Source organism: Kitasatospora sp. P5_F3, assembly GCF_054049135.1.
Genome location: NZ_JBFUMY010000018.1, coordinates 123,020 through 146,524, shown reverse-complemented (window position 1 = coordinate 146,524; position 23,505 = coordinate 123,020). Strand labels below are relative to the sequence as shown.

The following is a 23,505-nucleotide window of genomic DNA, read 5'->3' as shown; positions in this document are numbered from 1 at the left end:
CGGCCAGTGAGCAGCGAACAGTACGGCGGAGGTTCCTACACCCAGCCGTACGTGCACCAGCGCCGCACCTATCTGATCGGCAAGTCCCGCCCGAACGCGCCGATCGGGCGCAACCGGGAGTCCGGGGAGATCGTGCTGATCATCTTCGGCGCCTTCCTCGGCATGGTGTGGGGCCTGGCGATGCCCGTCCTGCCGCTGCGGATCGCCGGTCTGATCGGTCTGCCGCTGCTCGCCGTGATGGCCGTCTACGTGCCCTACCGGCGCCGGACGTTCTACAAGTGGGTGGAGATCAACCGCACCTACCGCCGCACCGCGCGGGCCGGCCGCGGGCTCTGGCGGTCCGACGTGGTGGACGCCGGGACGCGGCTGGACGGCCGGGAGATCGAGATCGGCCCGCCGCCGGGCGTCGGGCGGCTGCGCTGGCTCTCCGCGCCGTTCGGTCCGGACGAGGTCGGGGTGCTGATGCACCTGGAGCGCCGTACCGTGACGGCCGCGATCGAGATCGAGGGCCCGGGCGTCGGGCTGCGCGACTCGGAGGACCAGGAGACGCTGGTCGACCGGTTCGGCACGCTGCTCAAGCATGTCGCCAACGGGGACGGCTTCGTGACCCGGCTTCAGATCCTGGCCCGGACGCTGCCGGCCGACCCGGACGCGCACGCCAAGGACGTCGAGCGCCGGGGCAATCCGTCCTCCCCCGACTGGCTGCAGGACAGTTACGACCAGCTCCAGTCGATGGTCTCCACCTCCTCCGAGCAGCACCGGGCCTACCTGGTGGCCTGTATGCACTACACCCGGGACCTGGCGGCCGAGGCGCACGCGATGGGCCGGACCTCCGGCGCCCGGCGGGCCAGGGACGACGAGGGTCTGGCGGCGGTGATGGCCCGTGAGCTGACCGACATCTGCGCCCGGCTGGCCGAGGCCGACATCCGGGTCCGACAGCCGCTCGGCCATGCCAGGCTGTCCTCGCTGCTGCACTCGATGTACGACCCGGACCACCCGATCGACCACATCCAGGCGATGAGCCAGCGGAACGCCTGGCCGGCCGAACTCGACGCCACCCACCAGCTGTTCCTGCAGGCCAAGACCCGTGAGTCGGCCACCAGGGAGCCGTGGTGCCACGCCACCGCCTGGATCAAGGAGTGGCCGCTCACCCCGGTCGGCGTCAACTTCCTGGCCCCGCTGCTGGTGCACACCCCGGACGTGATCCGCACCGTCGCCGTCACGATGGACCTGGAGCCGACCGACGTCGCGATCGAGCGGATGCTGACCGAGAAGACCAACGACGAGGCGGAGGCCAGCCGGGCCGCCAAGATGAACCGCACGGTGGACCCGCGCGACCTGGCGCACACCGGCCGGGTGGACCAGCGCGGCGACGACCTGGCCTCCGGCGCGGCCGGGGTCAACCTGGTCGGGTACATCACGGTCTCCTCGCGCAGCCCCGAGGCGCTGGCCCGCGACAAGCGCACCATCCGCGCCTCGGCGGGCAAGAGCTACCTCAAGCTGGAGTGGTGCGACCGCGAGCACCACCGGGCCTTCGTCAACACCCTCCCGTTCGCCACGGGCATCCGCCGCTGAACCCCTCTCGGGAGGACCACTGATGGCCATCGGAAGCCTGACCGACGCTTTCACCAGCCTGATGTTCGGCAAGGTGGAGACCACCCGGCTGCCCGTGCGCACCTCCACCGGCCAGGCCCAGGCGGTGTACCTGCCCACCGCCGCCCCGGGGTTGGGCGACTCCGGGGTGATCATCGGCCGCGAGGTGTACAGCGGCAAGGGTTACGTCTACGACCCGTTCCAGCTGTACGGGCAGCAGCTGCCCGCCCCGCACTGGCTGGTGCTCGGCGAGTCCGGCAACGGCAAGTCGGCGCTGGAGAAGACCTACGTGCTGCGCCAACTGCGCTTCAAGGACCGCCAGGTGGTGGTGCTGGACGCGCAGGGCGAGGACGGCGTCGGCGAGTGGAACCTGATCGCCAACGCGCTGGGGATAAAGTCCATCCGGCTCGACCCGATGGCCGCCCGGGACGGCGGCGTCAAGCTCAACCCGCTCGACCCGGCGATCACCACCACCGGCCAGCTGTCGCTGCTGCGCACCATCATCGAGGTGGCGATGGGGCGCGGCCTGGAGGAGCGGGCGGGCTTCGCGCTGAAGGCCGCGCACGCGCATGTGCTGGCCACCGTGACGGACCGTCAGCCGGTGCTGGACGACATCATCACCACCCTGCGCAGCCCCGAGCTGGGCTCGACCGACTCGCTCGGGGTCGAGGTGAAGGACGTCCAGTCCTGGGGTCTGGACGTCGCGCTGGTGCTGGACCGGCTGGTCGACGGCGACCTGCGCGGCATGTTCGACGGCTCCACCACCGACGGCATCGACCTGGACGCGCCGCTGATCGTCTTCGACCTCTCGCACATCGACCGGAACTCGATCGCGATGCCGATCCTGATGGCGATCGTCGGGGTCTGGTTGGAGCACACCTGGATCCGTCCCGACCGGAAGAAGCGGATCTTCCTGGTCGAGGAGGCCTGGCACATCATCAACAGCCCGTTCGTGGCCCAGCTGTTCCAGCGGCTGCTGAAGTTCGGCCGCCGGCTCGGGCTGTCCTTCGTCGCGGTGGTCCACCATCTCTCCGACGTGGTGGACGGGGCGGCGGCCAAGGAGGCCTCGGCGATCCTCAAGATGGCCTCCACCCGGACCATCTACATGCAGAAGGCCGACGAGGCGAGAGCCACCGGCCGGGTGCTGGGCCTGCCGCGCTGGGCGGTGGAGATCATCCCGACCCTCTCGCCCGGCATCGCGGTCTGGGACGTGAACGGCAACGTCCAAGTGGTCAAGCACATCATCACCGAGGCCGAGCGCCCCTTGGTGTACACCGACCGCGCGATGACCGAGGACGCGGTGGCGGAGCGGGACCGGGCCGAGCGGCACCTGGAGGCCGAGCCGCGTAGGTGACGGGTGATCAGTCTTCGATCGCCGGGGCGGATTCGTCTCCAGGAAACGCTCTCGTTACCTTCAGGGTCCTGACAGCTACGCGCGTTGACTCTAGGCTGCATCGGGTCACACCACCCTCGGCTCCCCCCACAGCGGAGCCCCAAACGGTGCAGGGGAATCCTCATGCCCAATGTCGGCCAGCTCGGCCGCTTCCGTCGGCCCGCGTACGCCGCGGCCGCCGCTGTCGGTCTTTTCGGGACACTGCTCGCGCCGGGTGCCGCCCAGGCAAACGGCTGGGACTGGGACTGGCACAAGCCGAAGACCGAGGACCTCCAGATCCTCGCGATCAACGACCTGCACGGGAACCTGGAGCCGCCGGCCGGCTCCTCCGGGAACATCAAGGAGATAGACCCGGCGACCGGCAAGGTGGTGGACACCCCGGCCGGCGGCATGGAGTACCTGGCCACCGCGCTGCGCCAGGCCCGCGAGGGCCACCGCAACACGGTCACCGTCGCGGCCGGCGACCTGGTCGGCGCCAGCCCGCTGGTCTCCGCGCTGTTCCACGACGAGCCCACCGTCGAGGCGCTCAACAAGATCGGCCTGGACGTCACCAGCGTCGGCAACCACGAGTTCGACGAGGGCTCCAAGGAGCTGCTCCGGCTGCAGAACGGTGGCTGCCACCCGACCGACGGCTGCTACCAGGAAGGCCGCGAGTTCGACGGCGCGGAGTTCCAGTACCTGGCCGCCAACGTCACCAACGAGAAGACCGGCCGCCCGATCCTCAAGCCGTACTGGGTGAAGAACGTCCACGGCGTCAAGGTCGGCTTCATCGGCGCGACCCTGGAGGGCACGCCGAACATCGTCACCGCCGCCGGCATCCAGGGCCTCAAGTTCGGCGACGAGATCGAGACCATCAACAAGTACGCCGCGGAGCTCAAGCACCGTGGCGTGGACTCGATCGTGGCGCTGATCCACGAGGGCGGCTACCCCGCCTCCACCACGTACAACTACGACTGCGGCGCGGCCGGCCAGGGCATCTCGGGCCCGATCGTCGACATCGCCAAGGGCCTGGACCCGGCGATCGGCGCGATCGTCACCGGTCACACCCACAACGCGTACGCCTGCGCCATCCCGGACCCGCAGGGTGTGCCGCGCTCGGTCACCAGTGCCGCCTCGTTCGGCCGCCTGTACACCGAGATCAACCTCAAGCTCGACAAGCGGACCGGCGCCATCGTCCGCCCGTCGGTCACCGCCGCCAACCACGTGGTGCGCCGCACCGTCGAGAAGGCGCCGGACATCACCTCGCTGATCAGCCAGTACAGCAAGCTGGCGGCCCCGATCGCCAACCGCTCGCTCGGCTGGATCGGCGCCGACGTCAACGGCCGCGGCTCCAGCGCCTTCGAGAAGCCGCTCGGTGACGTGATCGCCGACGGCCAGCTGGCCGGGCTCGCGGCGGCCGACAAGGGCGGCGCGCAGATCGCCTTCATGAACCCGGGCGGCATCCGGTCCGACCTGGTCTACAAGGCCAGCGGCGCCGAGGGCGACGGTGTGGTGACCTACGGCGAGGCGTTCACCGTCCAGCCGTTCACCAACATGATGCAGGTCAAGACCCTGACGGGTGCTCAGGTCGTCCAGCTGCTCAAGGAGCAGGTCAGTGGCCTCAACACGGCTGCCCCGAAGATCCTGCAGAACTCCAAGGGACTGACCTACACCCTGGACCTCAACAAGACCGGCGCCGACCGGGTGCCGGCCGACTCGGTCAAGCTGAACGGCGCCCCGATCAACCTGACGGCCAACTACCGGGTCGCGGCCAACGAGTTCCTGGCCGGCGGCGGCGACGGCTTCCCGACCTTCGCGGCGGGCACCGACAAGCTGGTCGGCGCCTCCGACCTCGACCTGTTCGCGGCCTACCTCGGCGCGAACTCCTCCGCCACCGCCCCGCTGGCGGTCCCGGCGCAGGACCGGATCAAGATCATCGGTGTCGGCGAGGACCTCGACTGACGTCCGCTGACGCTCTGACGCAGTGAGAGGGGCACCCCTGCGGGGGTGCCCCTTTCGTGTGGGTGAGATGCCGGTGATCTGTGGGTGGCGGCTGCGACCTTGGAGGGGTGGCGGGCCGTACCGAGGCGTCCGGGGCTGGGAGTTGACCATGGATCAGGCGCTGGTGGACCGGATGTGGGAGTACCTGAACGCCGGACTCGCGATGGACGTGGAGGCACTGGACGCCCTCTACGACCCGGAGTTCGAGAACGTCCGCTTCGACGGGGCGGGGCAGGTGGTGACCCTGGTGAAGGAGCAGTTCATGGCCCGGTTCCGGGCGGTGCGCGCCCAGGGGCAGGTGGTTGGTGAGGCCCTCGACGACGTCACCTTCCTGACCACCAGCGAGTACGGCGGCCAGGGGACGATCGTGATGCGCCGGGTGAACGAGGGCGGGCCGGTGCTCTACACCTTCGTCTGGCGCCGGGAGCAGGGCCGATGGACCACCCTGGTCCGGGAGTTCACCTTCGAGCAGGACCTCGGCGGCCTGCTCGCGATGGTGCGGGCCGCCGGCTGACGGCCCGCCCGCTCACTCGGGCCGGGCCGGCTGGCCCGGGAGGCGGACGGTGGCCAGGGTGCCCGGGCCGTCCGGGGGTGCACCGAGGGCGACCTCGCCGCCGGAGTCGCGGATGGTCTGGGCGACGATCGAGAGCCCCAGGCCGGAGCCGGGGAGCTGGCGGGAGGACGGGGAGCGCCAGAACCGGTCGAAGACGTACTGGAGCTCGTCCTGCGGGATGCCCGGGCCGTGGTCACGGACCGTCAACCGGCCTTGGTTCAGGCTGACTTCGACGGTACCGCCGGGTGGGGAGTACTTCACGGCGTTGTCCAGCAGGTTGATCACCGCGCGTTCCAGCGCGGCGGCGTCGCCGTGTACGTACCAGGGGTCGATGGCGAGGTCGAAGTGCAGGCCGGGGCCGCGCAGCCGGGCCCGTTCGACGGCCCGTTCGGCGATCTCGTGGAGGGCGACCACGGTGGGGTTCAGCTCGGCCCTGGGGGAGTCCGGGCGGGACAGCTGGAGCAGGTCGCCGATCAGCAGGGTGAGCTCCTGCATCTGCGCCTTCATGTTGCCGAGCAGCTTGGTGCGGGTCGCTTCGGGCAGCGGGCGGCCGGTGTCGTTGGAGCGGATCAGCAGGTCGACGTTGGTCCGGAGGGAGGTGAGGGGCGTACGGAGCTCGTGCCCGGCGTCGGCGATCAGCCGGGTCTGCCGGTCACGGGAGTTGGCGAGCGCGGTGGACATCGAGTTGAAGGAGGAGGAGAGCCGGGCGATCTCGTCGTCCCCGTGCACGGGGATGGTGGAGCCGACCTCCTCGGTACGGGCGATGTGCTCGACCACGTCCGTGAGGTGGTCCACCGGCTTGAGCGCGGACCGCGCGACCAAGCGCCCAGTGACTCCGGCGCCGACCACGCCGAGCGCGGCGACACCGAGCAGGATCAACGCGAGCTGCTGGAGCGATTCGTCCACGGTGGTCATCGGGGCGGCGACCAGCATGGTGTACGGCTTGCCGTTGATCTTCGCCACGCCGTTGGAGCGGCGCACCATCGCGGAGGTGCCGTCGGAGTAGCTGCCGTCGCGATAGCTGGTCCCGTCGGCCGTGTAGTCGGATGGAGAGGTCTTGATGATCCGGTCCGCATCGATTGGGAAGCAGACGCTGCCGTCGGTGGCGACCAGCTGGATGTCCGGATTGCCGCCAGGGAACGGTAGAGCGCCGAATCGGGTGGCTGCCGCCTCGGCCTCGGCGAGCGCGTCTTCCGGAGTTGAGCCGCAGTAAACCTTGGGCCCGCCCGGTGAGTTGGGAATTCTCGCTGCGGACAGGTTGTCCCGGACCTGTTGGTACAGCCGGTCCCTGACGATGAACCAGCAGGCCAGCGCCGAGAGCGCGATGGCGACCGCCACTGCGGCGGCGGTGAGCATGGCGAGCCGGCTCCGGAGGGAGCGGCTGTGGAACCAGCCGGTGAGTCGCTTCACGCCGCTGTGCCGGTCGCAGACCGCAGTGCGTAGCCGACGCCGCGGACGGTCTGGATCAGGCGGGGCATGCCGCCCTGCTCGGTCTTGCGGCGCAGGTACATCACGTAGACGTCCAGCGAGTTGGAGGAGGGCTCGAAGTCGAAGCCCCAGACGGCCTTGAGGATCTGCTCCCTGGTCAGCACCTGGCGCGGGTGCGAGAGGAACATCTCCAGCAGCATGAACTCGGTCCGGGTCAGCTCGATCGGCTTGCCCTCGCGGGTGACCTCGCGGGTGGCGGTGTTCATCCGCAGGTCGCCGAAGGCCAGCACCTCGGTGTCCTCGGCCTCGACCGCCGCGCGGGCGGCGGCCTCCGAAGCGAGGGCGCTGCGGCGGAGCAACGCCCGGACCCGGGCCAGCAGTTCGTCGAGTTCGAAGGGCTTGGCCAGGTAGTCGTCGGCGCCGACGTCGAGGCCGGTGACCCGGTCGCCGACCGCGTCGCGGGCGGTGAGCATCAGGACGGGGGCGGTGTCGCCCCGGGCCCGCATCCGGCGGACGGCAGTGAGGCCGTCCATCCGGGGCATCATGATGTCGAGCAGCACCAGGTCGGGGTGGTCGCGTTCGACGGCGTCCAGTGCCTCGAAGCCGTCGGTGGCGGTGGTGACCTCGTAGCCCTCGAAGGCGAGGCTGCTCTCCAGGGCGTCCCGCAGGGCGGGCTCGTCGTCGACCACGAGGAGACGGGCCGTGCCGCCCGGGGTCTCGGCAGGGGCGCGGTCGTCGGCGGGGGGTGTCATCGGGCGGGACCTTTCCTAGGCCGGTCGTCTTGTCATTGTGCTTCTCAGAGCTGCTGGCCGGCCTGCAACTTGGGCAGCACGTCCTTGATGTCGTTGATCGGGATGGCGAAGCCGAGCCCGACGCTGCCCGCCGTGCTGGAGTCGGCAGTGGAGCTGGAGCCGCTGGCGGAGTACATCGCGGAGTTGAGGCCGATCACCTGGCCGGCGGCGTTGATCAGCGGGCCGCCGGAGTTGCCGGGGTTGAGTGCGGCGTCGGTCTGCAGGGCCTTGTAGTTGGCGGTCTCACCGCCGGATGAGCCGGAGCTGCGCTGGCCGGGGAGGTTGGGGAAGCCGAAGCCGCCGTTGCCGCTGGTGGTGGACTCGTCGACCTGGACGGTGACCGGGCGGTCCTTGGCGCTGATGATGCCGGAGGTGACGGTGCCGGTCAGGCCCTTGGGGTTGCCGATGGCGACCACCGAGTCGCCGACCTGGACGGCGTCCGAGTCGCCGAGGGTGGCGGTGGGCAGGCCGCTGGCGCCGCTGGCGGTGATCACGGCGACGTCCAGGGCGGCGTCGGTGCCGGTCACGGTGGCGCTCTTGGTGGAGCCGTCCTTGAAGGTGACGGTCAGTTGGCCGCCGCCGCTGACGGCGCCGGAGATGACGTGATAGTTCGTCAGGATCTGGCCGTTGGCGGTGAGCACCACGCCGGTGCCGGTCGCGGTGCCCGAGCTGGACTTCACGGTGATCTGGACGACGCTCGGCGAGACCGCCGAGTTGATCGCGGTGACGTCGGCGCTGCCGTCGGACTTCGAGGAGACCGGGCTGACCAGGGTGCTGGAGCTGCCGCCGCCGGAACCGTCGGCGGCGCCGATCACCCCGCCGGTGACGCCGCCGAGCAGCGCGGCCACCGTGGCCACGGCGGCGACCAGGACCAGCCGGCCCTTGAGGAAGCCCTTACGGGCGTGGCCCGCCGGGGGTGCGGGCGGGGCCGGGGGAGCGGCGAAGTCCTCGGCGTACGGGCCGTGCGGGAGCACGGTGCCCTCGATCACGTGGGCGGTCGGAGGCTCGGTCGGCGGCAGAGCCGGCTGCGGCGGGGTCCAGCCCGGGTAGCCGTACGGACCCTGGTCTTCGGAGTTGCGGTGCTGGTCGCTCATGCATCCAACGTCCGCCCGGTTGATGAGAGCCGGATGAGAGCGCGGTCAGAGCCACCCGAGAAGCCCGTTGACTTCTCATAAAGCCTGGTCAGGCCTCGGTGGGGGCTCCGCAGCCGCAGGAACGGCGGATGACCAGCCGGGACGGGAACTTCCGGACCCGCTCGGTGTCCGAACCCGGGACCATCAGCGAGTCGTCCAGCACCAGGTCGACGGCGGCCCGGGCCATCGCGTCCCGGTCCGAGGCGACGGTGGTCAGCGGCGGGTCGGCCAGCGCGGCCTCGGGGATGTCGTCGAAGCCGGCCACCGCCAGGTCCTCCGGCACCCGCAGGCCGACCTCGCGGGCGGCCCGGAGCACGCCGATCGCCTGGTCGTCGGTGGAGCAGAAGATCGCGGGCGGACGCTCCGGGGAGCGCAGCAGCTTCACCGCGACCTCGTAGGCGCCGTAGCGGTGGAACGGGGCGTCCACCAGGTTGGGCTCGACCGGGAGGCCGTGCGCGTCCATCGCGCGCTGCCAGCCCTCCACGTGGTCGATCACCGGGTCGCCGGGGGCGGGCTGCTCGACCGGGCCGCCGAAGCAGACCACGTACGGGTGCCCGTGCACCTCGAGCAGGTGGCGGACGGCGGTCTCGGCACCGCCCACGTCGTCGGTGACCACCGCGACGTCGTCGATCGCCTCGGGGCGGCGGTGCAGCAGCACCACCTTGGCGCCCTCCATCGCGGCGAACTCCTCGGCGGCCCGCTGCGAGGGACCCTGGCTGACCAGGATCAGACCGGAGACCCGCATGCCGAGGAAGGCGCGGACGTAGTGCACCTCGCGGTCGTCCACGTAGTCGGAGTTGCCGATCAGCACCAGCTTGCCGCGCTCGGAGGCGGCTCGTTCGACCGCGTGCGCCATCTCGGCGAAGAACGGCTGCCGGGCGTCGGGGACGACCATGCCGACCAGGTTGGTCCGCCGGGAGGCCATCGCCTGGGCGACGCTGTTCGGCCGGTAGCCGAGCTGGTCGATCGCCGCGAGCACTTTCTCCTTGGTCGCGGGCGCGACCGGGCGCGGCCCATTGTTGATGACGTAGCTGACGACCGCGGTCGAGGTCCCAGCCAGTCGGGCTACATCGTCACGCGTCACCTTGGCCACGGGGGGAGTCTACGCGGGTCGCGCAAGGGGGTGCGGGGGATGCCCGACCCGCCCCGGACAGGCCGGGGCGTAGTCGGACAAGCCGGTCATGCCGGATGGACCCGTCAGTACTCGCGGGCGGCCGGGGAGCGCTGCTCCAGGCCGGGCCGCTCGCCCTTGTCCGGCTTCTCCGGGATGACGAAGCGGTAGCCGACGTTGCGGACGGTGCCGATCAGCTGCTCGTTCTCGACGCCGAGCTTCGCCCGCAGCCGCCGGACGTGCACGTCCACCGTCCGGGTGCCGCCGAAGTAGTCGTAGCCCCAGACCTCCTGGAGCAGCTGGGCCCGGGTGAAGACCCGGCCCGGGTGCTGGGCCAGGTACTTCAGCAGCTCGAACTCCTTGAAGGTCAGGTCGAGCACCCGCCCCTTGAGCTTGGCCGAGTAGGTGGCCTCGTCGACGACGAGGTCGCCGTTGCGGATCTCCATCGGGCTGTCGTCGGAGACCACCTGGAGCCGGCCCATCGCCAGCCGCAGCCGGGCCTCGACCTCGGCCGGGCCCGCGGTGTCCAGCAGGACGTCGTCGATGCCCCACTCGGCGGTGACGGCGGCCAGGCCGCCCTCGGTGACCACCAGGATCAGCGGGGAGCCGATCCCGGTGGAGCGGAGCAGTTGGCAGAGGCTGCGGATCTGCGGCAGGTCCCGCCGGCCGTCCACCAGGATGACGTCGGCGCTCGGGGTGTCGACCAGGGCGGAGCCCTCGGCCGGGGCCACTCTGACGGTGTGCAGCAGCAGGCCGAGGGCCGGCAGTACCTCGGCGGAAGGCTGCAGCGCGTTGGTGAGGAGGAGGAGAGAACTCATACCCGGTAGTCCCCTTTCCGGGTCGTCGCGGTCGCAGCCGGCCGGCCGGGGGGCCGGTGGACGGCTGCGGTGAAGGTGGGGGAGCGGACGTCCGAGGGGTGAGATCCGACCGGTTCGTGAGCGCGCAGCACCGGCCGGGGCGTGCGACCGAGGTCCCGCAACCCCTGACGCGCCGTCTCAGTCCTGCTCATCCGCGAACCTTCCGGTCTGCTCCCGCTGCACTCCCGCCCGGCCGGGCTCCCGCACACCGTTGTGCGGCTCCGGCCGACCGGTCCTCGCCGACGGCGGTGCGGGTGGGGCACCGTCCCGGGAGGCCATTCGTACGTGGCGTCCTGAAAACACAAAAGGACCCGGGGGCGACTCTGCCCAGGTCCCTCACGCCACGAGAATAGCCGACCACTCCCCGCACGGGGAGGTCCGCGCAACCGGTGGTTGGCCACATCGGGCCACTCCGGCCGTGACTCCCGCCACGTCCGCGCCGTTCACCGGGGGCCGGAGCACGCCACGCGCGACCAGGGTCGTTACGGCATCCGGGGTCGGCCGGTCCATCATGGGAGCCGCACCGGCCGCACCGTACGTGTACACCTTTGGCGTGGGTGCCCCGGCAGCAGAGCCGGCGCACCGCACCGGGCGAGGACGACGAGGAGGGCTGCCATGGCAGCGAACACTTCCACCGCACGAGCGACGGCCGGCACGGGCGTCAGGGTGACCGGCACCATCCGGTACTGGGCCGCGGCCAAGGCCGCCGCCGGGATCCCCGAGGAGCCGTACGAGGCCGCCACCCTCGGCGAGGCGCTCGCCGCAGTGCGGTTGCGCCACGCGGAGAACCCGAAGCTGCTCCAGGTCCTGGCCCACTGCAGCTACCTGGTCGACGGCCACCAGGTCGGCTCCCGCGACCACACCACCGTCCCCCTCACCGCCGACGGCACCATCGAGGCCCTGCCCCCCTTCGCGGGCGGCTGACCTTCGGCACACGGCAGTCGTGGCACACGCCAGGGGCTCGGGGAACTGCGACGCCGACCTCAGGAGCGTTCAACGTGAGTGGGTGGTCAGGCACTTTCGCAGTGATCCGAGAGCCATGAACCGTCGCCGTTCCCCGAGCCCCTGACTTCCGACCCATCTGCCCACGGAGCCCCCAATGGTCCTGACCGCCGCCCCCGCGAAGAGCGACACGCCGATCGTGGCGCCGGGCCTGCGGCCCGCGCTGCTCACCGCAGGTCTGTGCGCCCTGCTCGCGGCGGCCACCCTGGGCGGCCGGTACGGCCTGACGGCCGGGCTGATGGTGGCTCAGGGGCTGACCGCGGTGGGGTGGTTCAGGCTGCACGGCATGTGGCCGGCCCGGCAGGGGATCGCCGGGGCGGCGCTGGCGGGCTTCGCGGCCGATGCCGCGGTGCTGGCCGGCGGGGCGGCCGGGCTGGCGGCGGCGCTGGGCGTGGGGCTCGTGGTGGTGCTGGTCTGGCAGACGTTCCGGCCGGCCGATCCGGCGGAGCGGTTCTATGCGCTGACGGTGCTCGGTTCGGGCGTGCTGCTGACCGGGCTGATGGCGTCGCTGCTGCTCGCGGCTCACGTCCCGGCCGCGCTGCTGGTGGTGGCGGTCGGCACGCTGCTGGCTGCGGCCCCGGTCGGCGGGGTGCTCGGCCCGTTCGCTGCGGCGCTGCTGGGCGCGACCGCCGGGGTGCTGGCGGGTGGGCCGCCGGCCCTGGCGGGGCTGGTGGTGGTCGGTGCGCTGGTCGGCCGCCGGGTGGCCTCGTACGACTTCCCGTCCCGGTTCGTGCACTTCACGGCGGGTGTGGCGCTGCCGCTCGCGGTGGCCGCGCCACTGGCCTGGCTCGGGTCGCGGCTGATCGGCTGAACATTTGCTGGCGTCCGCTCTGCGAGACGCACTGTCCAGGATCACCGTCGCCGGGTCCGCCCGCCCGGGTTCGGGAACGCGCCGGACCCGGTGCCGCCAAGGCGGGAAACCCTCAAATCTCACTATGCGAAGCAGATCGTCTCACTATTCGACACGTTGATGACAGCGGCCCGTCCGAGTCCCTAGCATCGTCTGCATGAAGCGACAGGCGGACCTCACGAAGCGGCGGGCGGTAGACCTGTGCCGCGTGTCTGCCTGCCTCTGTCGAATGCGCTGAACGGGCGGTTCTGACCGGCACGTCCGGCCCTGCCCACTCCCTGCCGATGGCTCTGACCAGGCAGCTTTATGCCTTGGACCGCCTTGGCGCCCCTGACTCCAGCTCGACCCTGGCATCCCTGTGCCGTCTCGGTATTCGGACAGAATTCCGGACGGCCGGTGCCGGGCACCTTGCCACCCCTTCCGCAGTACCGCCCCCGGATGGAGACACCACCATGAGCCGCAGTGACGTCCTGGTCGACGCCGACTGGGTCCAGGAAAACCTGGACAACCCGAAGGTCGTCGTCGTCGAGGTTGACGAGGACACCGCCGCGTACGAGCTGAACCACATCCGCAACGCCGTCCGGATCGACTGGAAGCAGGACCTCCAGGACCCGGTCCGCCGCGACTTCGTCGACCAGGCCGGCTTCGAGGCGCTGCTCTCGAAGAAGGGCATCGGCAACGACGACATCGTGGTGCTGTACGGCGGCAACAACAACTGGTTCGCCTCGTACGCCTACTGGTACTTCAAGCTCTACGGCCACGGTGACGTCCGCCTGCTCGACGGTGGCCGCAAGAAGTGGGAGCTGGACGCCCGCGAGCTGGTCGCCGAGGTGCCCGAGCGCGCCGCGACCGACTACAAGGCGCAGGAGCAGAACACCGCGATCCGCGCCTACCGCGACGACGTGGTGAACGCGATCGGCACCCTCAACCTGGTCGACGTCCGGTCGCCCGACGAGTTCGCCGGCCGCCTGCTCGCCCCGGCCCACCTCCCGCAGGAGCAGTCGCAGCGTCCGGGCCACGTCCCGTCCGCCCGCAACATCCCGTGGGCGAAGAACGCCAACGACGACGGCACCTTCAAGTCGGACGAGGCGCTCAAGGAGCTCTACTCCGCCGAGGGCGTCGACCTGGCGAAGGACACCATCGCGTACTGCCGGATCGGCGAGCGCTCCGCGCTCACCTGGTTCGTGCTGCACGAGCTGCTCGGCCAGGAGAACGTCAAGAACTACGACGGTTCCTGGACCGAGTACGGCAGCCTGGTCGGCGTGCCGATCGCGCTCGGCGACAACTGAGCCATCGAACCGTAGGAAGGGAAGACATCATGTGCGGTGCGAAGGCCGGTGGGCCCGATCTGGCAGGAGTTGACGTGGCCAAGGAGACGATCATCCAGGGTTCGGTGACCCGCGACGGTGAGCCCGTCAACGGTTACGTCCGACTGCTGGACGAGGGCGGCGAGTTCACGGCCGAGGTGCCCACCTCGGCGACCGGGCAGTTCCGCTTCTTCGCCCGTCCGGGCAAGTGGACGCTGCGCGCGCTGGTCCCGGGCGCGACCGTGGACCGGGTCGTGGTCGCCTCCCAGGGCGCCCAGACCGAGGTCGCGATCGCGGTCTGACGACCCGACAGCTCCTTGACGTACGACCGAGGGCCCTCTGCCGCGCAGGGGGCCCTCGGTCGTACCGTGGAAGGGTGCAGCAGCGCCGGAGACACCTCTACTACTTCGTCATGATGGGCGTCTGCCTGACGATGTTCGTCCTGGCCTGGGGAGTGGTGCGGTTCTTCTCGGTGCCCGCCGCGATCGGGATGTGCGTGGTCGCGATGGTGATCCCGCCGGCCGCCGCGATCTTCGCCAACAAGCGCGACCCCGAGGACGACTGGTGGCAGGACCCGCGCTGGGACGACCCGAAGTGGGACGAGCCGGGCCACGACAAGGACCGTCCGGATCAGTAGCCCGGATCAGTAGACGAGCGCCTGCACGTCCTCGGCCATGATCTCCTGCACGAAGAGCTGCGCCCCGGCGATCCTGGCGCCCTCGATCAGGTCCTGCTCGACGATGCCCCGCCGCACCGCGCACTGGGTGCAGACGGTGACCTGGCCGGCCGCCAGCACCGCCTCCAGCAGGTCGGGCAGCGGCGCGGCGTGCGGCAGCTCGAACTCGGCGGCCCGGCCGGGCAGTGCGAACCAGGTCGACTCGCCGGTCAGCCAGAGCGAGACCTCGACCCCGCTGGCGACCGCGACGGCGGCCACCGTGAAGGCCTGCGAACAGCGCTCCGGCGCGTCGGCTCCGGCGGTGACCTTGATGACCAGCTTCTTCGGCATAGTGACACCCTAGCCACGACGTGGCGGGGCTCACCGAGAGCGGCCCATACCGGGCCGATAGACTCACCCCGTCCTGCTCTGTACCGCAACGCCGCAATGGGAGCGCCCCGTGTCCGGTCTGGAAATCTTCTTCGACGGTCTGCTCATCCTGATGGCCATCCTGATCACCTGGTTCGCCATCTTCGCCGTCATGAAGCTGTACCAGGGCCAGCGCTGATCCCTGCCGTACGGTTGAGCCAGTCCCCCACCGACGACAGCGACCAGGAACATGATCGAGATCCCTTCTGACCTCCACAAGGACGTCGTCCCGCTGGCCTTCCTCCTCGGCACCTGGGAGGGCGCGGGCGTCTATGACTTCCCGGGCACCGAGAAGTGCAACTTCGGCCAGGAGATCGTGTTCCGGCACGACAGCCGTCCGTTCCTGGAGTTCCGCTCCCGCAGCTGGGTGCTGAACAACGAGGGTGAGAAGGTCCGTCCGCTGGAGACCGAGCACGCGTTCTGGCGGGTCACCAGCAACCAGCACGGCACCAGCGGCGAGCGCGAGATCGAGGTCTCCTCGGTCCGCGACGACGGCACCGTGGAGATCTGGTACGGCAAGCTGCACGACGGCAAGCCGCAGATCGACCTGGCCACCGACGCGGTCGCCCGGATCGAGGGCGCAGCCCCGTACAGCGGCGGCAAGCGGCTGTACGGCATGGTCGCCGAGGAGTTGCTCTGGGTCGGCGAGAAGGCCGCCCCCGAGGTGCCGCTGCGGCCGTACATGTCGGCGCAGCTGAAGAAGGTGCTGAACCCGGCGCGGCTGATCCAGGACATCGCGGACCTGCCGGACGACGGCATCGCCTTCTTCCGCTGAGCCAGTGGTGCACCGTAGGGACCGGCCGGGTGGCCGGTCCCTACACTTGTCGCACGACCTAGAGCTAGGGCAGGCGCACCGTGGCTGACACCGAGACCCCCTCCGACTGGAAGGCCGACCTGCGCGAGCGCGGGTACCGGCTCACCCCGCAGCGCCAGCTGGTGCTGGAGGCCGTGGACGCGCTCGACCACGCCACCCCGGACGAGCTGCTGCACGAGGTCAGGAAGACCGCCAGCGGGGTCAACATCTCCACCGTGTACCGGACCCTGGAGCTGCTGGAGGAGCTCGGGCTGGTCTCGCACGCGCACCTGGGCCACGGCGCCCCGACCTACCACCTGGCCGGGCGGCACACCCATCTGCACCTGGTCTGCCGGGACTGCGACAGCGTCACCGAGACCGACACCGCGATCGCCGCGCCGCTGATCGACAGCCTGCGCGCGGAGCACGGCTTCGACACCGACCTCAAGCACTTCGCCATCTTCGGCCGCTGTGCGGACTGCACCGCCAAGCTCACAGCGGAGCAGTCGTAAGCTTGCGGTCATGAAGAGTCCGCTGCTTGCCCTGCCCGGTGCCGTCCCCGCCGAAGGAGCCGACGAAGGGGTGGCCGCGCACTACGGCGGTCTCTTCCCCGAGCAGCGCGAACTGGCCGCCGGTCGCGGCTTCGTGGACCTCTCGCACCGGGGCGTGCTGACCGTCACCGGCTCGGACCGGCTGACCTGGCTGCACCTGCTGATCACCCAGCACGTCAGCGCGCTGCCGCCGCAGCAGGCCACCGACGCGCTGGTGCTCTCGCCGAACGGGCACGTCGAGCACGCGCTCTACCTGGTGGACGACGGCGAGACCACCTGGGCGCACGTCGAGCCCGGCACCCAGCAGGCGCTGATCGCGTACCTGGAGAGCATGAAGTTCTTCTACCGGGTGGAGGTCGCCGACGCGACCGAGGACTACGCCGTGGTGTACCTGCCGGCCGGGTCCGAGGTCTCCGCCGAGGGCGCCGCCGCGGTGCGTGAACTCCCGTACGGGCGGGACCTGTTCGTGCCGCGCGCGGAGCTGGCCGCACTGACCGCGGGCTACGGCCCGGCGGCCGGGATGTGGGCGTACGAGGCGCTGCGGATCGAGGGGCACCGGCCCCGGCTGGGCTTCGAGACCGACCACCGGACCATCCCGCACGAGGTGGACTGGCTGTCCACCGCCGTGCACCTGCAGAAGGGCTGCTACCGGGGCCAGGAGACGGTGGCCCGGGTGCACAACCTGGGGAAGCCGCCGCGCCGGCTGGTGCTGCTGAACCTGGACGGCATGGAGGAGAAGCTCCCGGCGCACGGCTCCGAGGTGCTCCGTCCCGGCCAGGACCGCCCGGTGGGCTTCGTGACCTCCTCGGCCCGGCACCACGAGCTGGGCCCGATCGCGCTGGCCCTGGTGAAGCGGAACACACCGGTGGACGAGGTGCTGCTGGCCGACGGTGTGCCGGGCAGCCAGGACGTGATCGTCCCCGCCTAGATCTCCAGCAGGACGGTGAACGGGCCGTCGTTCACCAGCGACACCTTCATGTCGGCGCCGAACCGGCCGGTCTCCACCTTGGCGCCGAGCGCCCGGAGTTCGGTCACCACGGCGTCCACCAGCGGCTCGGCCAGCGGGCCGGGGGCGGCGGCGTTCCAGGTGGGGCGGCGGCCCTTGCGGGCGTCGCCGTAGAGGGTGAACTGACTGATCACCAGCAGCGGGGCGTTCAGGTCGGAGCAGGACAGCTCCGTCTCCCCGTTGTCGAACAACCGCACCGACCAGAGCTTGCGGGCGAGTTGGGCCGCCTTCTCCGGGGTGTCGTCGTGGGTCACCCCGACCAGCACGCAGAGCCCGGGCCCCCCGATCGCGCCGACCGTCTCGCCGTCCACCGTCACGGCCGCCTCGGCGACCCGCTGTACCACTGCTCGCATGGGCCTCATTGTGCCGGAGCGGTACGACCGTTCCGCAGGCGCGTGGTGGGCAGGTGGCGGGCGTGCAACAGGGGCGCGCACGCCGGGGGCGCATTCCGCGCGCCGTCGGACGGGTGGTGCGGCCTGCGGATTGTTCCGGTCGTATCAGCCACCCCCCTTCGCCAGGGGGCCGTTCGGGTGCACGGGCGGTGCACCGGCCGGTCCCGGATGGCACGCTGTGGGCGACGCGTGGACGAGCACCCATGCGGGGGTTTGGATTTCGGGGTCGCTCGCACGGGTGGAGTCGCTGCCCTGCGGGAACTCCCGGCGTCGGACGGGCGTCACCGGACACGGGGCGTGCGGCGGCGGACATCAGTGGGGGATTCAGTGACCGGTACAGCGGCAGGTGGTTGGTTGATGGACGCGAGCAGCACGGCCCACGAGCAGGAGTACGGCCTCACCGGGCTCGGTCTGGATCAGCTCCGGCTGCTCCGCCGGGACGCGCACGACCAGGAGGCCGACCTCTCGTACCTGCGTCGGCTGCTGCACGGGCGGCTGGACATCCTGCGGGCCGAGCTGGCGCGCCGGCAGTCCGCCGGGTCCGAGCCGGGGGCCGACGGGCTGTCGGACGCGCTGTCGGACGCGCTGCTCGACCGGCTCCCGGCGATCCTGGCCGACACACCGTCACCGGTCCGCCGCCCGGCCCGCCACCTGCGGCTCGGCCCGCCGCGCGGGGAGCGCTACCAGCGGGAGGCGGACGCCCTGATGGGCGACGTCCAACTGGCCGATCTGGAGGCCCACCAGACCGTCGAACTGGTGGCCGCCGTCGAGCGCCTGACGGTGCACGAGCGGGAGGTCTCCGGGCGGCGGCAGGCGCTCCAGCGGCGGGCGGACGACTGCAGCGCGGAGATCACCCGCCGCTACCGCGAGGGCGAGGCCAGGGTGGACGACCTGCTCACCGGCGGGTGAGCGTGCGGGAGCCGCCCGGCTGGGGCACGGTGGACCGGGGACGCATTGATGGGAGAGAGCCATGAGCGAACACGTGTACCGGGTCACCGAGATCGTCGGTTCCTCGACCGAGGGGGTGGACGCGGCGATCCGGAACGGGGTCGGGCGGGCCTCGCGGACGCTGCGCAACCTGGACTGGTTCGAGGTGACGCAGATCCGCGGGCACATCGAGGAGGGCGGGGTCGCGCACTTCCAGGTGGGGCTGAAGGTCGGCTTCCGGCTGGACGACGACGAGGACTGAGACAAGCCCCGAGCCCTGAGCCCTGAGCCCTGAGCCCCGAGCCTCCGTAGCCGGGGCTCGGGGCTTCTCAGCGGGTGGGCAGCACCAGCGGAGCGCCCGTGACGGGGTGCGGGAAGACCTCGACCGGGTGGGCGTACACCTCGGTCAGCAGCGCGGCCTCGAGCACCTCGGCGACCGGTCCGTCGGCCACCGCGCGGCCGCCCGCCAGCAGCACCACACGGTCGGCGTAGGCGGCGGCCAGCGAGAGGTCGTGCAGGACCACCACGACGGCGTCGCCCGCCCGGGCACGCTCCCTGGCCACCCGCAGGACCAGCTCCTGGTGGCGCAGGTCGAGGGCGGCGGTGGGCTCGTCGAGCAGCAGCAGGGCGGTCCGCTGGGCGAGCACCCGGGCCAGCGCGATCCTGGCCCGTTCGCCGCCGGAGAGTGCGGTGAACGGGCGGTCCACGAAGGCGGCCGACTCGGTGGCGGCCAGTGCGGCGGTCACAGCCGCGTCGTCCTCGGCCTCGGCTGCCGTACCGGCCCAGGGAGCGCGGCCCATCCGGACCACCTCCCCGGCGGGGAACGGGAAGGAGAGCGCTGCGGCCTGCGGCAACAGGGCCCGGTGCAGAGCGAGTTCGGCCGGCCGGTAGCCGTCCAACGGGCGTCCGTTCAGGGTGACCGTCCCGGAGGTCGGCAGGACGTCCCCGGCGAGCACCGAGAGCAGGGTGGACTTGCCGGCCCCGTTCGGGCCGAGCAGGGCGAGCACCTCCCCGGCCCGGACCACCAGGTCCACGCCGCCCAGCAGTTCGCGGCCGTCGACCACCAGCCGGAGGCCGGCGGCGGTGAGCAGTTCGGCGCCCGGGAGCGGACGCCCGGGCAGCCGGCGGCGTCGCTTCACGCCCAACCCCCTTGCTTGGTACGGGTCCGGCGGAGCAGCCAGAAGAAGAACGGGCTGCCGATCAGGGCGGTGAGCACCCCGAGCGGCAGTTCGGCGGGCTGGGCCAGGGTGCGGGCGGCCAGGTCGCCGAGCACCAGCACCAGCGCACCGGCCAGCGCGCTGCCCGGCAGCAGGAAGCGGTGGCCCGGGCCGGCCAGCATCCGCAGCAGGTGCGGGACGACCAGGCCGACGAAGCCGATGATGCCGCTGACCGAGACGGCGGCGGCGGTCAGCAGCGCGACCACGGTGATCAGCACCAGGCGCAGCCGCTCGACGTCCACCCCGAGGTGCCGGGCAGGGCGCTCGCCGAGTGCCAGCAGGTCCAACTTCCGGGCGTGGAACGGGGCGACGGCCAGACCGAGCAGGGCGAACGGCAGGATCGCGAGCACCTTGCCCCAGGTGGCCTGGGAGAGCGAGCCGAGCTGCCAGAAGGTCACCTGGTTGATCGCGGCACTGTCGGCGGTGAACAGGAAGATGCCGATCAGCGCGCCGCAGAACGCGTTCACCGCGACGCCGGTGAGCACCAGGGTGACCACCTCGGTCCGGCCGCCGGAGCGGGACATCGCGTAGACCGCGAAGACCGTCAACAGGCCGGTGGCGAAGGCGAAGACGGTGACCGTCCAGCTGCCGAAGGCGTCCAGGCCGAGCACGATGCAGGCGACCGCGCCGACCGCACCGCCGGAGGACACCCCGATCACGCCGGGCTCGGCCAGCGGATTGCCGAAGATGCCCTGCATCAGGGCCCCGGCGCAGCCGAGCGAGCCGCCGACCAGCAGGGCCAGCACCACCCGGGGGAAGCGGACGTTCCACAGCACCGACTCGGGGACCCGGTCGAGCGCGTGGCCGCCGAGGCCGAGCCGGTGGGTGACGGAGGCGAGCAGGTCGCCGAGCGGGATGCGGTACGCCCCGACACCGGCCGCCAGCAGGGCGGCGACCAGCAGGGCGAGCGCGAGGCAGGCGGTGAGCAGGGTGCTGCGGCTGAGCCGGGGGCGGGTCAACGGGAGGGCGGCGGCGGTCACTTGGCGGCCCCGTAGAGCTGTTCGGAGATCGACCTGAGCACCTCGGGGGTGCGCGGGCCGTAGCTGAGCAGGACGCCGTCCGGCACCGAGACCACCCGCCGGTCGAGGCCGGCCGGGGTCTGCGCGACCCCGGGGAGCTTGAGCATTCCGTCGATCCCGCCGACCGAATCCAGGCCCTTGCTCATCACCAGCAGGGCGTCGGGGGCGGCCTTGACCAGGGCCTCACTGGTGAGCGGGGTGAAGTCACCGGTCAGACCGGAGGCGGTGCCCGCGTCGACGCCGCCGACCGCTTCGATCAGCGAGCCCGCGCCGGAACCGGCGCCGCCGAGCAGGAAGACCGAGGCGCTGCCGCGCAGGTAGAGGAAGGCGACCTTGGGCTTGCCGCCGGTGGGCCTGATGGCGGCCTGTACCTCCTTGGTGCGGGTGGCGGTCCGTTCGGTCAACTGCCGTCCGGCGTCCGGGACTCCGAGGGCTGCGGCCACCTTGGCGATCCGGCTGTCGAGGTCGGAGAGCTGCTTGGCGTCGTCCAGCACGACCAGCGGGACTCCGGCGGCGCGGATCTGGTCGATCGCCTCGGCCGGTCCGGTGGAGCGGTCGGCCAGCACGACGGTCGGGTGCAGCGAGAGCACGCCCTCGGCGGAGACGTCGTGGGCCTGGGTGATCACGGGCAGCGCGGCGGCCTGCTCGAAGGTGGTGGAGACGTCCCGGGCCACCACCTTGTCGCCGAGGCCGAGGCTGAACACCAGCTCGGAGAGGCTGCCGCTGAGCGGGATGATCCGCTCGGCGGCGGCCACCGTGACCAGGCGGCCGTCGGCCGAGGCGACGGTGGTCGGCAGTACGGGGGTGGCGGCGGCCAGCGGCTCGACCCGGTCGGGTGCGGCCGGGGCCTGTGTCGGCCCCGTGCCGGTGCCGGCGGCGTTCCCGCCGCAGGCGGCGACGGTGGCCAGCAGCAGGGCGAGGCCCAGCGCGCGGGCACGGTTTCGGATGGTCCCCGTCAACTGCTGCTCCTTAGCTGGGCGCTGGCACGTCCGGACCGTGAAGCAAGGGTGGACCCGGGGTGACTCTTGACGCATATATTAGGTTAGCCTTACCTGAGTTTCGCAAGGGGGGTTCTTTCGAGCCCGCCCTCACCCCACGCTGCCGAGGAGCGCTTCGCCATGCCCGTATCGCGACGTCTGCGCCGCCTTGCCGCCACCCTGGTCGCGGCGATCGCGGCACTGCTGCTGGTCGCGCTGCCCGGCGTCCCGGCGCTGGCCGCACCCGGTACGGTCTCCGGCGGACGGCTCGACTGGGGGCTGAAGCAGTCCTTCCTCACGTACGTCACCGGGCCGATCGCCAAGGGCAGTTGGGGTCTGACCGGCGGTGCCGCCACGGTCGGCGGCAACACCTTCCGGTTCCACTCCGCGACCGGTACGTACGACCCGGCGAGTGGTGCACTGACGGCTGCCTTCTCCGGCGGGGTGACCTTCAAGGGGCATGAGGCCAAAGGCAGTTACGGCCTCGACCTGAGGCTCAGCCGGTTCACCCTGAAGGCGGGTGGCAGTGGTGCGGGGCTGTACGCGGACGTCAGCAGCAAGGCCAAGGACACCGGGGTGGTGACCAATGCCACCCAGGCCAAGCTGGTCGACCTCGGGCTGGACGGGATCGACCTGCGCGGCCGGTCCGGGGCCCTGAGGCTCTCCAACGTGCCCACCACGATGACCGCTTCGGGTGCGGTGGCGTTCGGCAACTTCTACCCCGCCGGCACCGCGCTGGACCCGCTGACCGTCTCGGTCGACGTCAAGGCGGCCGCCGCCCCGAGCCCGTCGGCGCCGGCCACCACCGCGCCGCCGACCACGCCGCCCCTGGCCGCTACCGACACCCCGTCAGCTCCGCCCGCCGTGACCCGGACCGAGTTCGCCCAGGGCGCGCTCGACTGGGGCGTCCGCCGGACCTTCCGGGACTACGTCACCGGCACCATCGCCAAGGGCGACTGGCAGCTCGCCGACGGCGCCGCCGACGGTGGCGCGTTCTTCCGCTGGACCCCGGCCAAGGGCAGCTACGACCCGGCCACCGGCGAACTGACCGCCGCCTTAACCGGTGCTGTCCGGTTCCGCGGCATGAAGACCGGCGACGCGTACGGCCTCGACCTCACCCTGACCAACCCTGTGGTGAAGGTGGCCGGCGGCAAGGGCACACTGCTGGCCGACGTCTCCGGGAAGGCCGCCGACGGTTCGGCCCAGCAGCTCCCGGCCGTCCCGCTGGGCAGCTTCGACGCGGCCGCGCTCAAGCCCGAGGCCGGGCTGCTCAAGGCGGCCGAACTGCCGCTGCTGCTCACTGAGGACGGTGCCAGGGCCTTCGGGGGCCTCTACCCGGCGGGCACCGCGATGCCGCCCGCCCCCCCCGCGGCCGCCGCGGCGCCCCCCGCCCCGGGSGCGGSGGTCGCCGGCCAGGGCTCCTCGCCCTGGCCGTGGATCGCCGTCGGCGGCGGGGTGCTGGCAGGCGGTACGGCCGTGGCCGTCACCCTGCTGGTCCGGCGCCGCCGGACCGTCTGAACTCTCTCCCCCGCCGCCGTTCC

26 protein-coding genes are annotated in these 23,505 nt (G+C 71.6%); 16 read left to right on the top strand and 10 right to left on the bottom strand.

Annotated elements, in window-relative coordinates; all coding sequences use genetic code 11:
• Positions 1–6: 6 nt before the first annotated feature.
• The 4 genes from ACXJMZ_RS14740 (at position 7) to ACXJMZ_RS14725 (ending at position 5,480) form a co-directional block, all read left to right on the top strand.
• The gene (locus ACXJMZ_RS14740) at positions 7–1,575 is read left to right on the top strand and encodes an SCO6880 family protein (protein ID WP_457030469.1); all 1,569 of its coding nucleotides are present in this window, start codon (positions 7–9) and stop codon (positions 1,573–1,575) included.
• Positions 1,576–1,597: 22 nt separating this feature from the next.
• Positions 1,598–2,947, top strand: coding sequence for an ATP-binding protein (locus ACXJMZ_RS14735; protein ID WP_057227881.1), 1,350 nt, complete (start codon positions 1,598–1,600; stop codon positions 2,945–2,947).
• Positions 2,948–3,109: 162 nt separating this feature from the next.
• Positions 3,110–4,927, top strand: coding sequence for a bifunctional metallophosphatase/5'-nucleotidase (locus ACXJMZ_RS14730; protein ID WP_457030468.1), 1,818 nt, complete (start codon positions 3,110–3,112; stop codon positions 4,925–4,927).
• Between the two features lie 148 nt (positions 4,928–5,075).
• Positions 5,076–5,480 (top strand): nuclear transport factor 2 family protein, encoded by a 405-nt coding sequence (locus tag ACXJMZ_RS14725; RefSeq protein WP_457030467.1) that lies wholly within the window; start codon positions 5,076–5,078, stop codon positions 5,478–5,480.
• A gap of 12 nt (positions 5,481–5,492) precedes the next feature.
• On the opposite strand, the gene ACXJMZ_RS14720 is transcribed toward ACXJMZ_RS14725, so the two are convergent.
• The 5 genes from ACXJMZ_RS14720 to ACXJMZ_RS14700 all read right to left on the bottom strand — a co-directional run bounded on the left by ACXJMZ_RS14720 (position 5,493) and on the right by ACXJMZ_RS14700 (position 10,800).
• Entirely contained in the window at positions 5,493–6,929 is a 1,437-nt protein-coding gene (locus tag ACXJMZ_RS14720) for a sensor histidine kinase (RefSeq protein WP_457030466.1), read from the bottom strand.
• Positions 6,926–7,699: a response regulator transcription factor gene (locus tag ACXJMZ_RS14715; RefSeq protein WP_457030465.1), complete on the bottom strand. Its 774-nt coding sequence runs from the start codon at positions 7,697–7,699 to the stop codon at positions 6,926–6,928. The genes ACXJMZ_RS14720 and ACXJMZ_RS14715 overlap by 4 nt, the downstream gene beginning before the upstream one ends.
• Positions 7,700–7,743: 44 nt before the next feature.
• Complete coding sequence (locus ACXJMZ_RS14710; protein ID WP_457030464.1) at positions 7,744–8,832, bottom strand: S1C family serine protease; 1,089 nt, start codon at positions 8,830–8,832, stop codon at positions 7,744–7,746.
• Positions 8,833–8,920: 88 nt separating this feature from the next.
• Positions 8,921–9,964, bottom strand: coding sequence for a LacI family DNA-binding transcriptional regulator (locus tag ACXJMZ_RS14705; protein WP_057227868.1), 1,044 nt, complete (start codon positions 9,962–9,964; stop codon positions 8,921–8,923).
• 104 nt (positions 9,965–10,068) lie between these two features.
• Complete coding sequence (locus ACXJMZ_RS14700; RefSeq protein ID WP_457030463.1) at positions 10,069–10,800, bottom strand: response regulator transcription factor; 732 nt, start codon at positions 10,798–10,800, stop codon at positions 10,069–10,071.
• A 717-nt stretch (positions 10,801–11,517) separates the two neighbouring features.
• Between ACXJMZ_RS14700 and ACXJMZ_RS14695 the strand changes: the two genes are divergently transcribed.
• From ACXJMZ_RS14695 to ACXJMZ_RS14670, 6 genes are all read left to right on the top strand, one after another.
• The gene (locus ACXJMZ_RS14695; protein WP_457030493.1) at positions 11,518–11,763 is read left to right on the top strand and encodes a MoaD/ThiS family protein; all 246 of its coding nucleotides are present in this window, start codon (positions 11,518–11,520) and stop codon (positions 11,761–11,763) included.
• 175 nt (positions 11,764–11,938) lie between these two features.
• On the top strand, positions 11,939–12,652 hold the full coding sequence (locus ACXJMZ_RS14690; RefSeq protein ID WP_457030462.1) for a hypothetical protein: 714 nt from the start codon (positions 11,939–11,941) through the stop codon (positions 12,650–12,652).
• 196 nt (positions 12,653–12,848) lie between these two features.
• Positions 12,849–12,929, top strand: a complete 81-nt coding sequence (locus tag ACXJMZ_RS14685; protein ID WP_350529122.1) for a putative leader peptide — start codon at positions 12,849–12,851, stop codon at positions 12,927–12,929.
• A gap of 214 nt (positions 12,930–13,143) precedes the next feature.
• Entirely contained in the window at positions 13,144–13,980 is an 837-nt protein-coding gene (locus ACXJMZ_RS14680) for a sulfurtransferase (RefSeq protein ID WP_457030461.1), read from the top strand.
• Between the two features lie 29 nt (positions 13,981–14,009).
• Positions 14,010–14,300, top strand: a complete 291-nt coding sequence (locus ACXJMZ_RS14675) for a DUF1416 domain-containing protein (RefSeq protein ID WP_057227860.1) — start codon at positions 14,010–14,012, stop codon at positions 14,298–14,300.
• A 74-nt stretch (positions 14,301–14,374) separates the two neighbouring features.
• Positions 14,375–14,635: a DUF3099 domain-containing protein gene (locus ACXJMZ_RS14670; RefSeq protein WP_457030460.1), complete on the top strand. Its 261-nt coding sequence runs from the start codon at positions 14,375–14,377 to the stop codon at positions 14,633–14,635.
• Positions 14,636–14,641: 6 nt separating this feature from the next.
• Here the strand turns inward: ACXJMZ_RS14670 and ACXJMZ_RS14665 are convergent, their stop codons facing one another.
• Positions 14,642–15,004, bottom strand: coding sequence for a DsrE family protein (locus ACXJMZ_RS14665; protein WP_057227858.1), 363 nt, complete (start codon positions 15,002–15,004; stop codon positions 14,642–14,644).
• 268 nt (positions 15,005–15,272) lie between these two features.
• On the opposite strand from ACXJMZ_RS14665, the gene ACXJMZ_RS14660 reads away from it, so the two are divergent.
• The 3 genes from ACXJMZ_RS14660 to ygfZ all read left to right on the top strand — a co-directional run bounded on the left by ACXJMZ_RS14660 (position 15,273) and on the right by ygfZ (position 17,354).
• A complete protein-coding gene (locus ACXJMZ_RS14660) occupies positions 15,273–15,857 on the top strand; it encodes an FABP family protein (protein ID WP_457030459.1) in 585 nt (194 codons plus the stop codon).
• 80 nt (positions 15,858–15,937) lie between these two features.
• Positions 15,938–16,387: a Fur family transcriptional regulator gene (locus ACXJMZ_RS14655; RefSeq protein ID WP_457030458.1), complete on the top strand. Its 450-nt coding sequence runs from the start codon at positions 15,938–15,940 to the stop codon at positions 16,385–16,387.
• A gap of 10 nt (positions 16,388–16,397) precedes the next feature.
• Complete coding sequence (ygfZ, locus tag ACXJMZ_RS14650) at positions 16,398–17,354, top strand: CAF17-like 4Fe-4S cluster assembly/insertion protein YgfZ (RefSeq protein ID WP_457030457.1); 957 nt, start codon at positions 16,398–16,400, stop codon at positions 17,352–17,354.
• Here ygfZ and dtd read toward each other — a convergent pair.
• Positions 17,351–17,785 carry a D-aminoacyl-tRNA deacylase gene (dtd, locus tag ACXJMZ_RS14645; protein WP_457030456.1) on the bottom strand — a complete coding sequence of 145 codons (435 nt, stop codon included), beginning with the start codon at positions 17,783–17,785 and terminating at the stop codon, positions 17,351–17,353. The two genes, ygfZ and dtd, sit on opposite strands and share 4 nt — an antisense overlap.
• A gap of 396 nt (positions 17,786–18,181) precedes the next feature.
• Between dtd and ACXJMZ_RS14640 the strand changes: the two genes are divergently transcribed.
• Both ACXJMZ_RS14640 and ACXJMZ_RS14635 read left to right on the top strand, forming a co-directional pair.
• Positions 18,182–18,733, top strand: coding sequence for an RsiG family protein (locus tag ACXJMZ_RS14640; protein ID WP_457030455.1), 552 nt, complete (start codon positions 18,182–18,184; stop codon positions 18,731–18,733).
• Between the two features lie 61 nt (positions 18,734–18,794).
• On the top strand, positions 18,795–19,013 hold the full coding sequence (locus ACXJMZ_RS14635) for a dodecin (protein WP_457030454.1): 219 nt from the start codon (positions 18,795–18,797) through the stop codon (positions 19,011–19,013).
• Positions 19,014–19,080: 67 nt separating this feature from the next.
• Here the strand turns inward: ACXJMZ_RS14635 and ACXJMZ_RS14630 are convergent, their stop codons facing one another.
• From ACXJMZ_RS14630 to ACXJMZ_RS14620, 3 genes are read right to left on the bottom strand one after another with little or no spacing between them, the layout of a single operon-like run.
• A complete protein-coding gene (locus tag ACXJMZ_RS14630) occupies positions 19,081–19,896 on the bottom strand; it encodes a heme ABC transporter ATP-binding protein (RefSeq protein ID WP_457030453.1) in 816 nt (271 codons plus the stop codon).
• Positions 19,887–20,948 (bottom strand): FecCD family ABC transporter permease, encoded by a 1,062-nt coding sequence (locus tag ACXJMZ_RS14625; protein WP_457030452.1) that lies wholly within the window; start codon positions 20,946–20,948, stop codon positions 19,887–19,889. Before ACXJMZ_RS14625 ends, ACXJMZ_RS14630 begins: the two co-directional genes overlap by 10 nt.
• The gene (locus ACXJMZ_RS14620; RefSeq protein ID WP_457030451.1) at positions 20,945–21,946 is read right to left on the bottom strand and encodes a heme/hemin ABC transporter substrate-binding protein; all 1,002 of its coding nucleotides are present in this window, start codon (positions 21,944–21,946) and stop codon (positions 20,945–20,947) included. The genes ACXJMZ_RS14625 and ACXJMZ_RS14620 overlap by 4 nt, the downstream gene beginning before the upstream one ends.
• A 159-nt stretch (positions 21,947–22,105) precedes the next feature.
• On the opposite strand from ACXJMZ_RS14620, the gene ACXJMZ_RS14615 reads away from it, so the two are divergent.
• Positions 22,106–23,482, top strand: coding sequence for an HtaA domain-containing protein (locus ACXJMZ_RS14615; protein ID WP_457030450.1), 1,377 nt, complete (start codon positions 22,106–22,108; stop codon positions 23,480–23,482).
• Positions 23,483–23,505 lie beyond the last annotated feature (23 nt).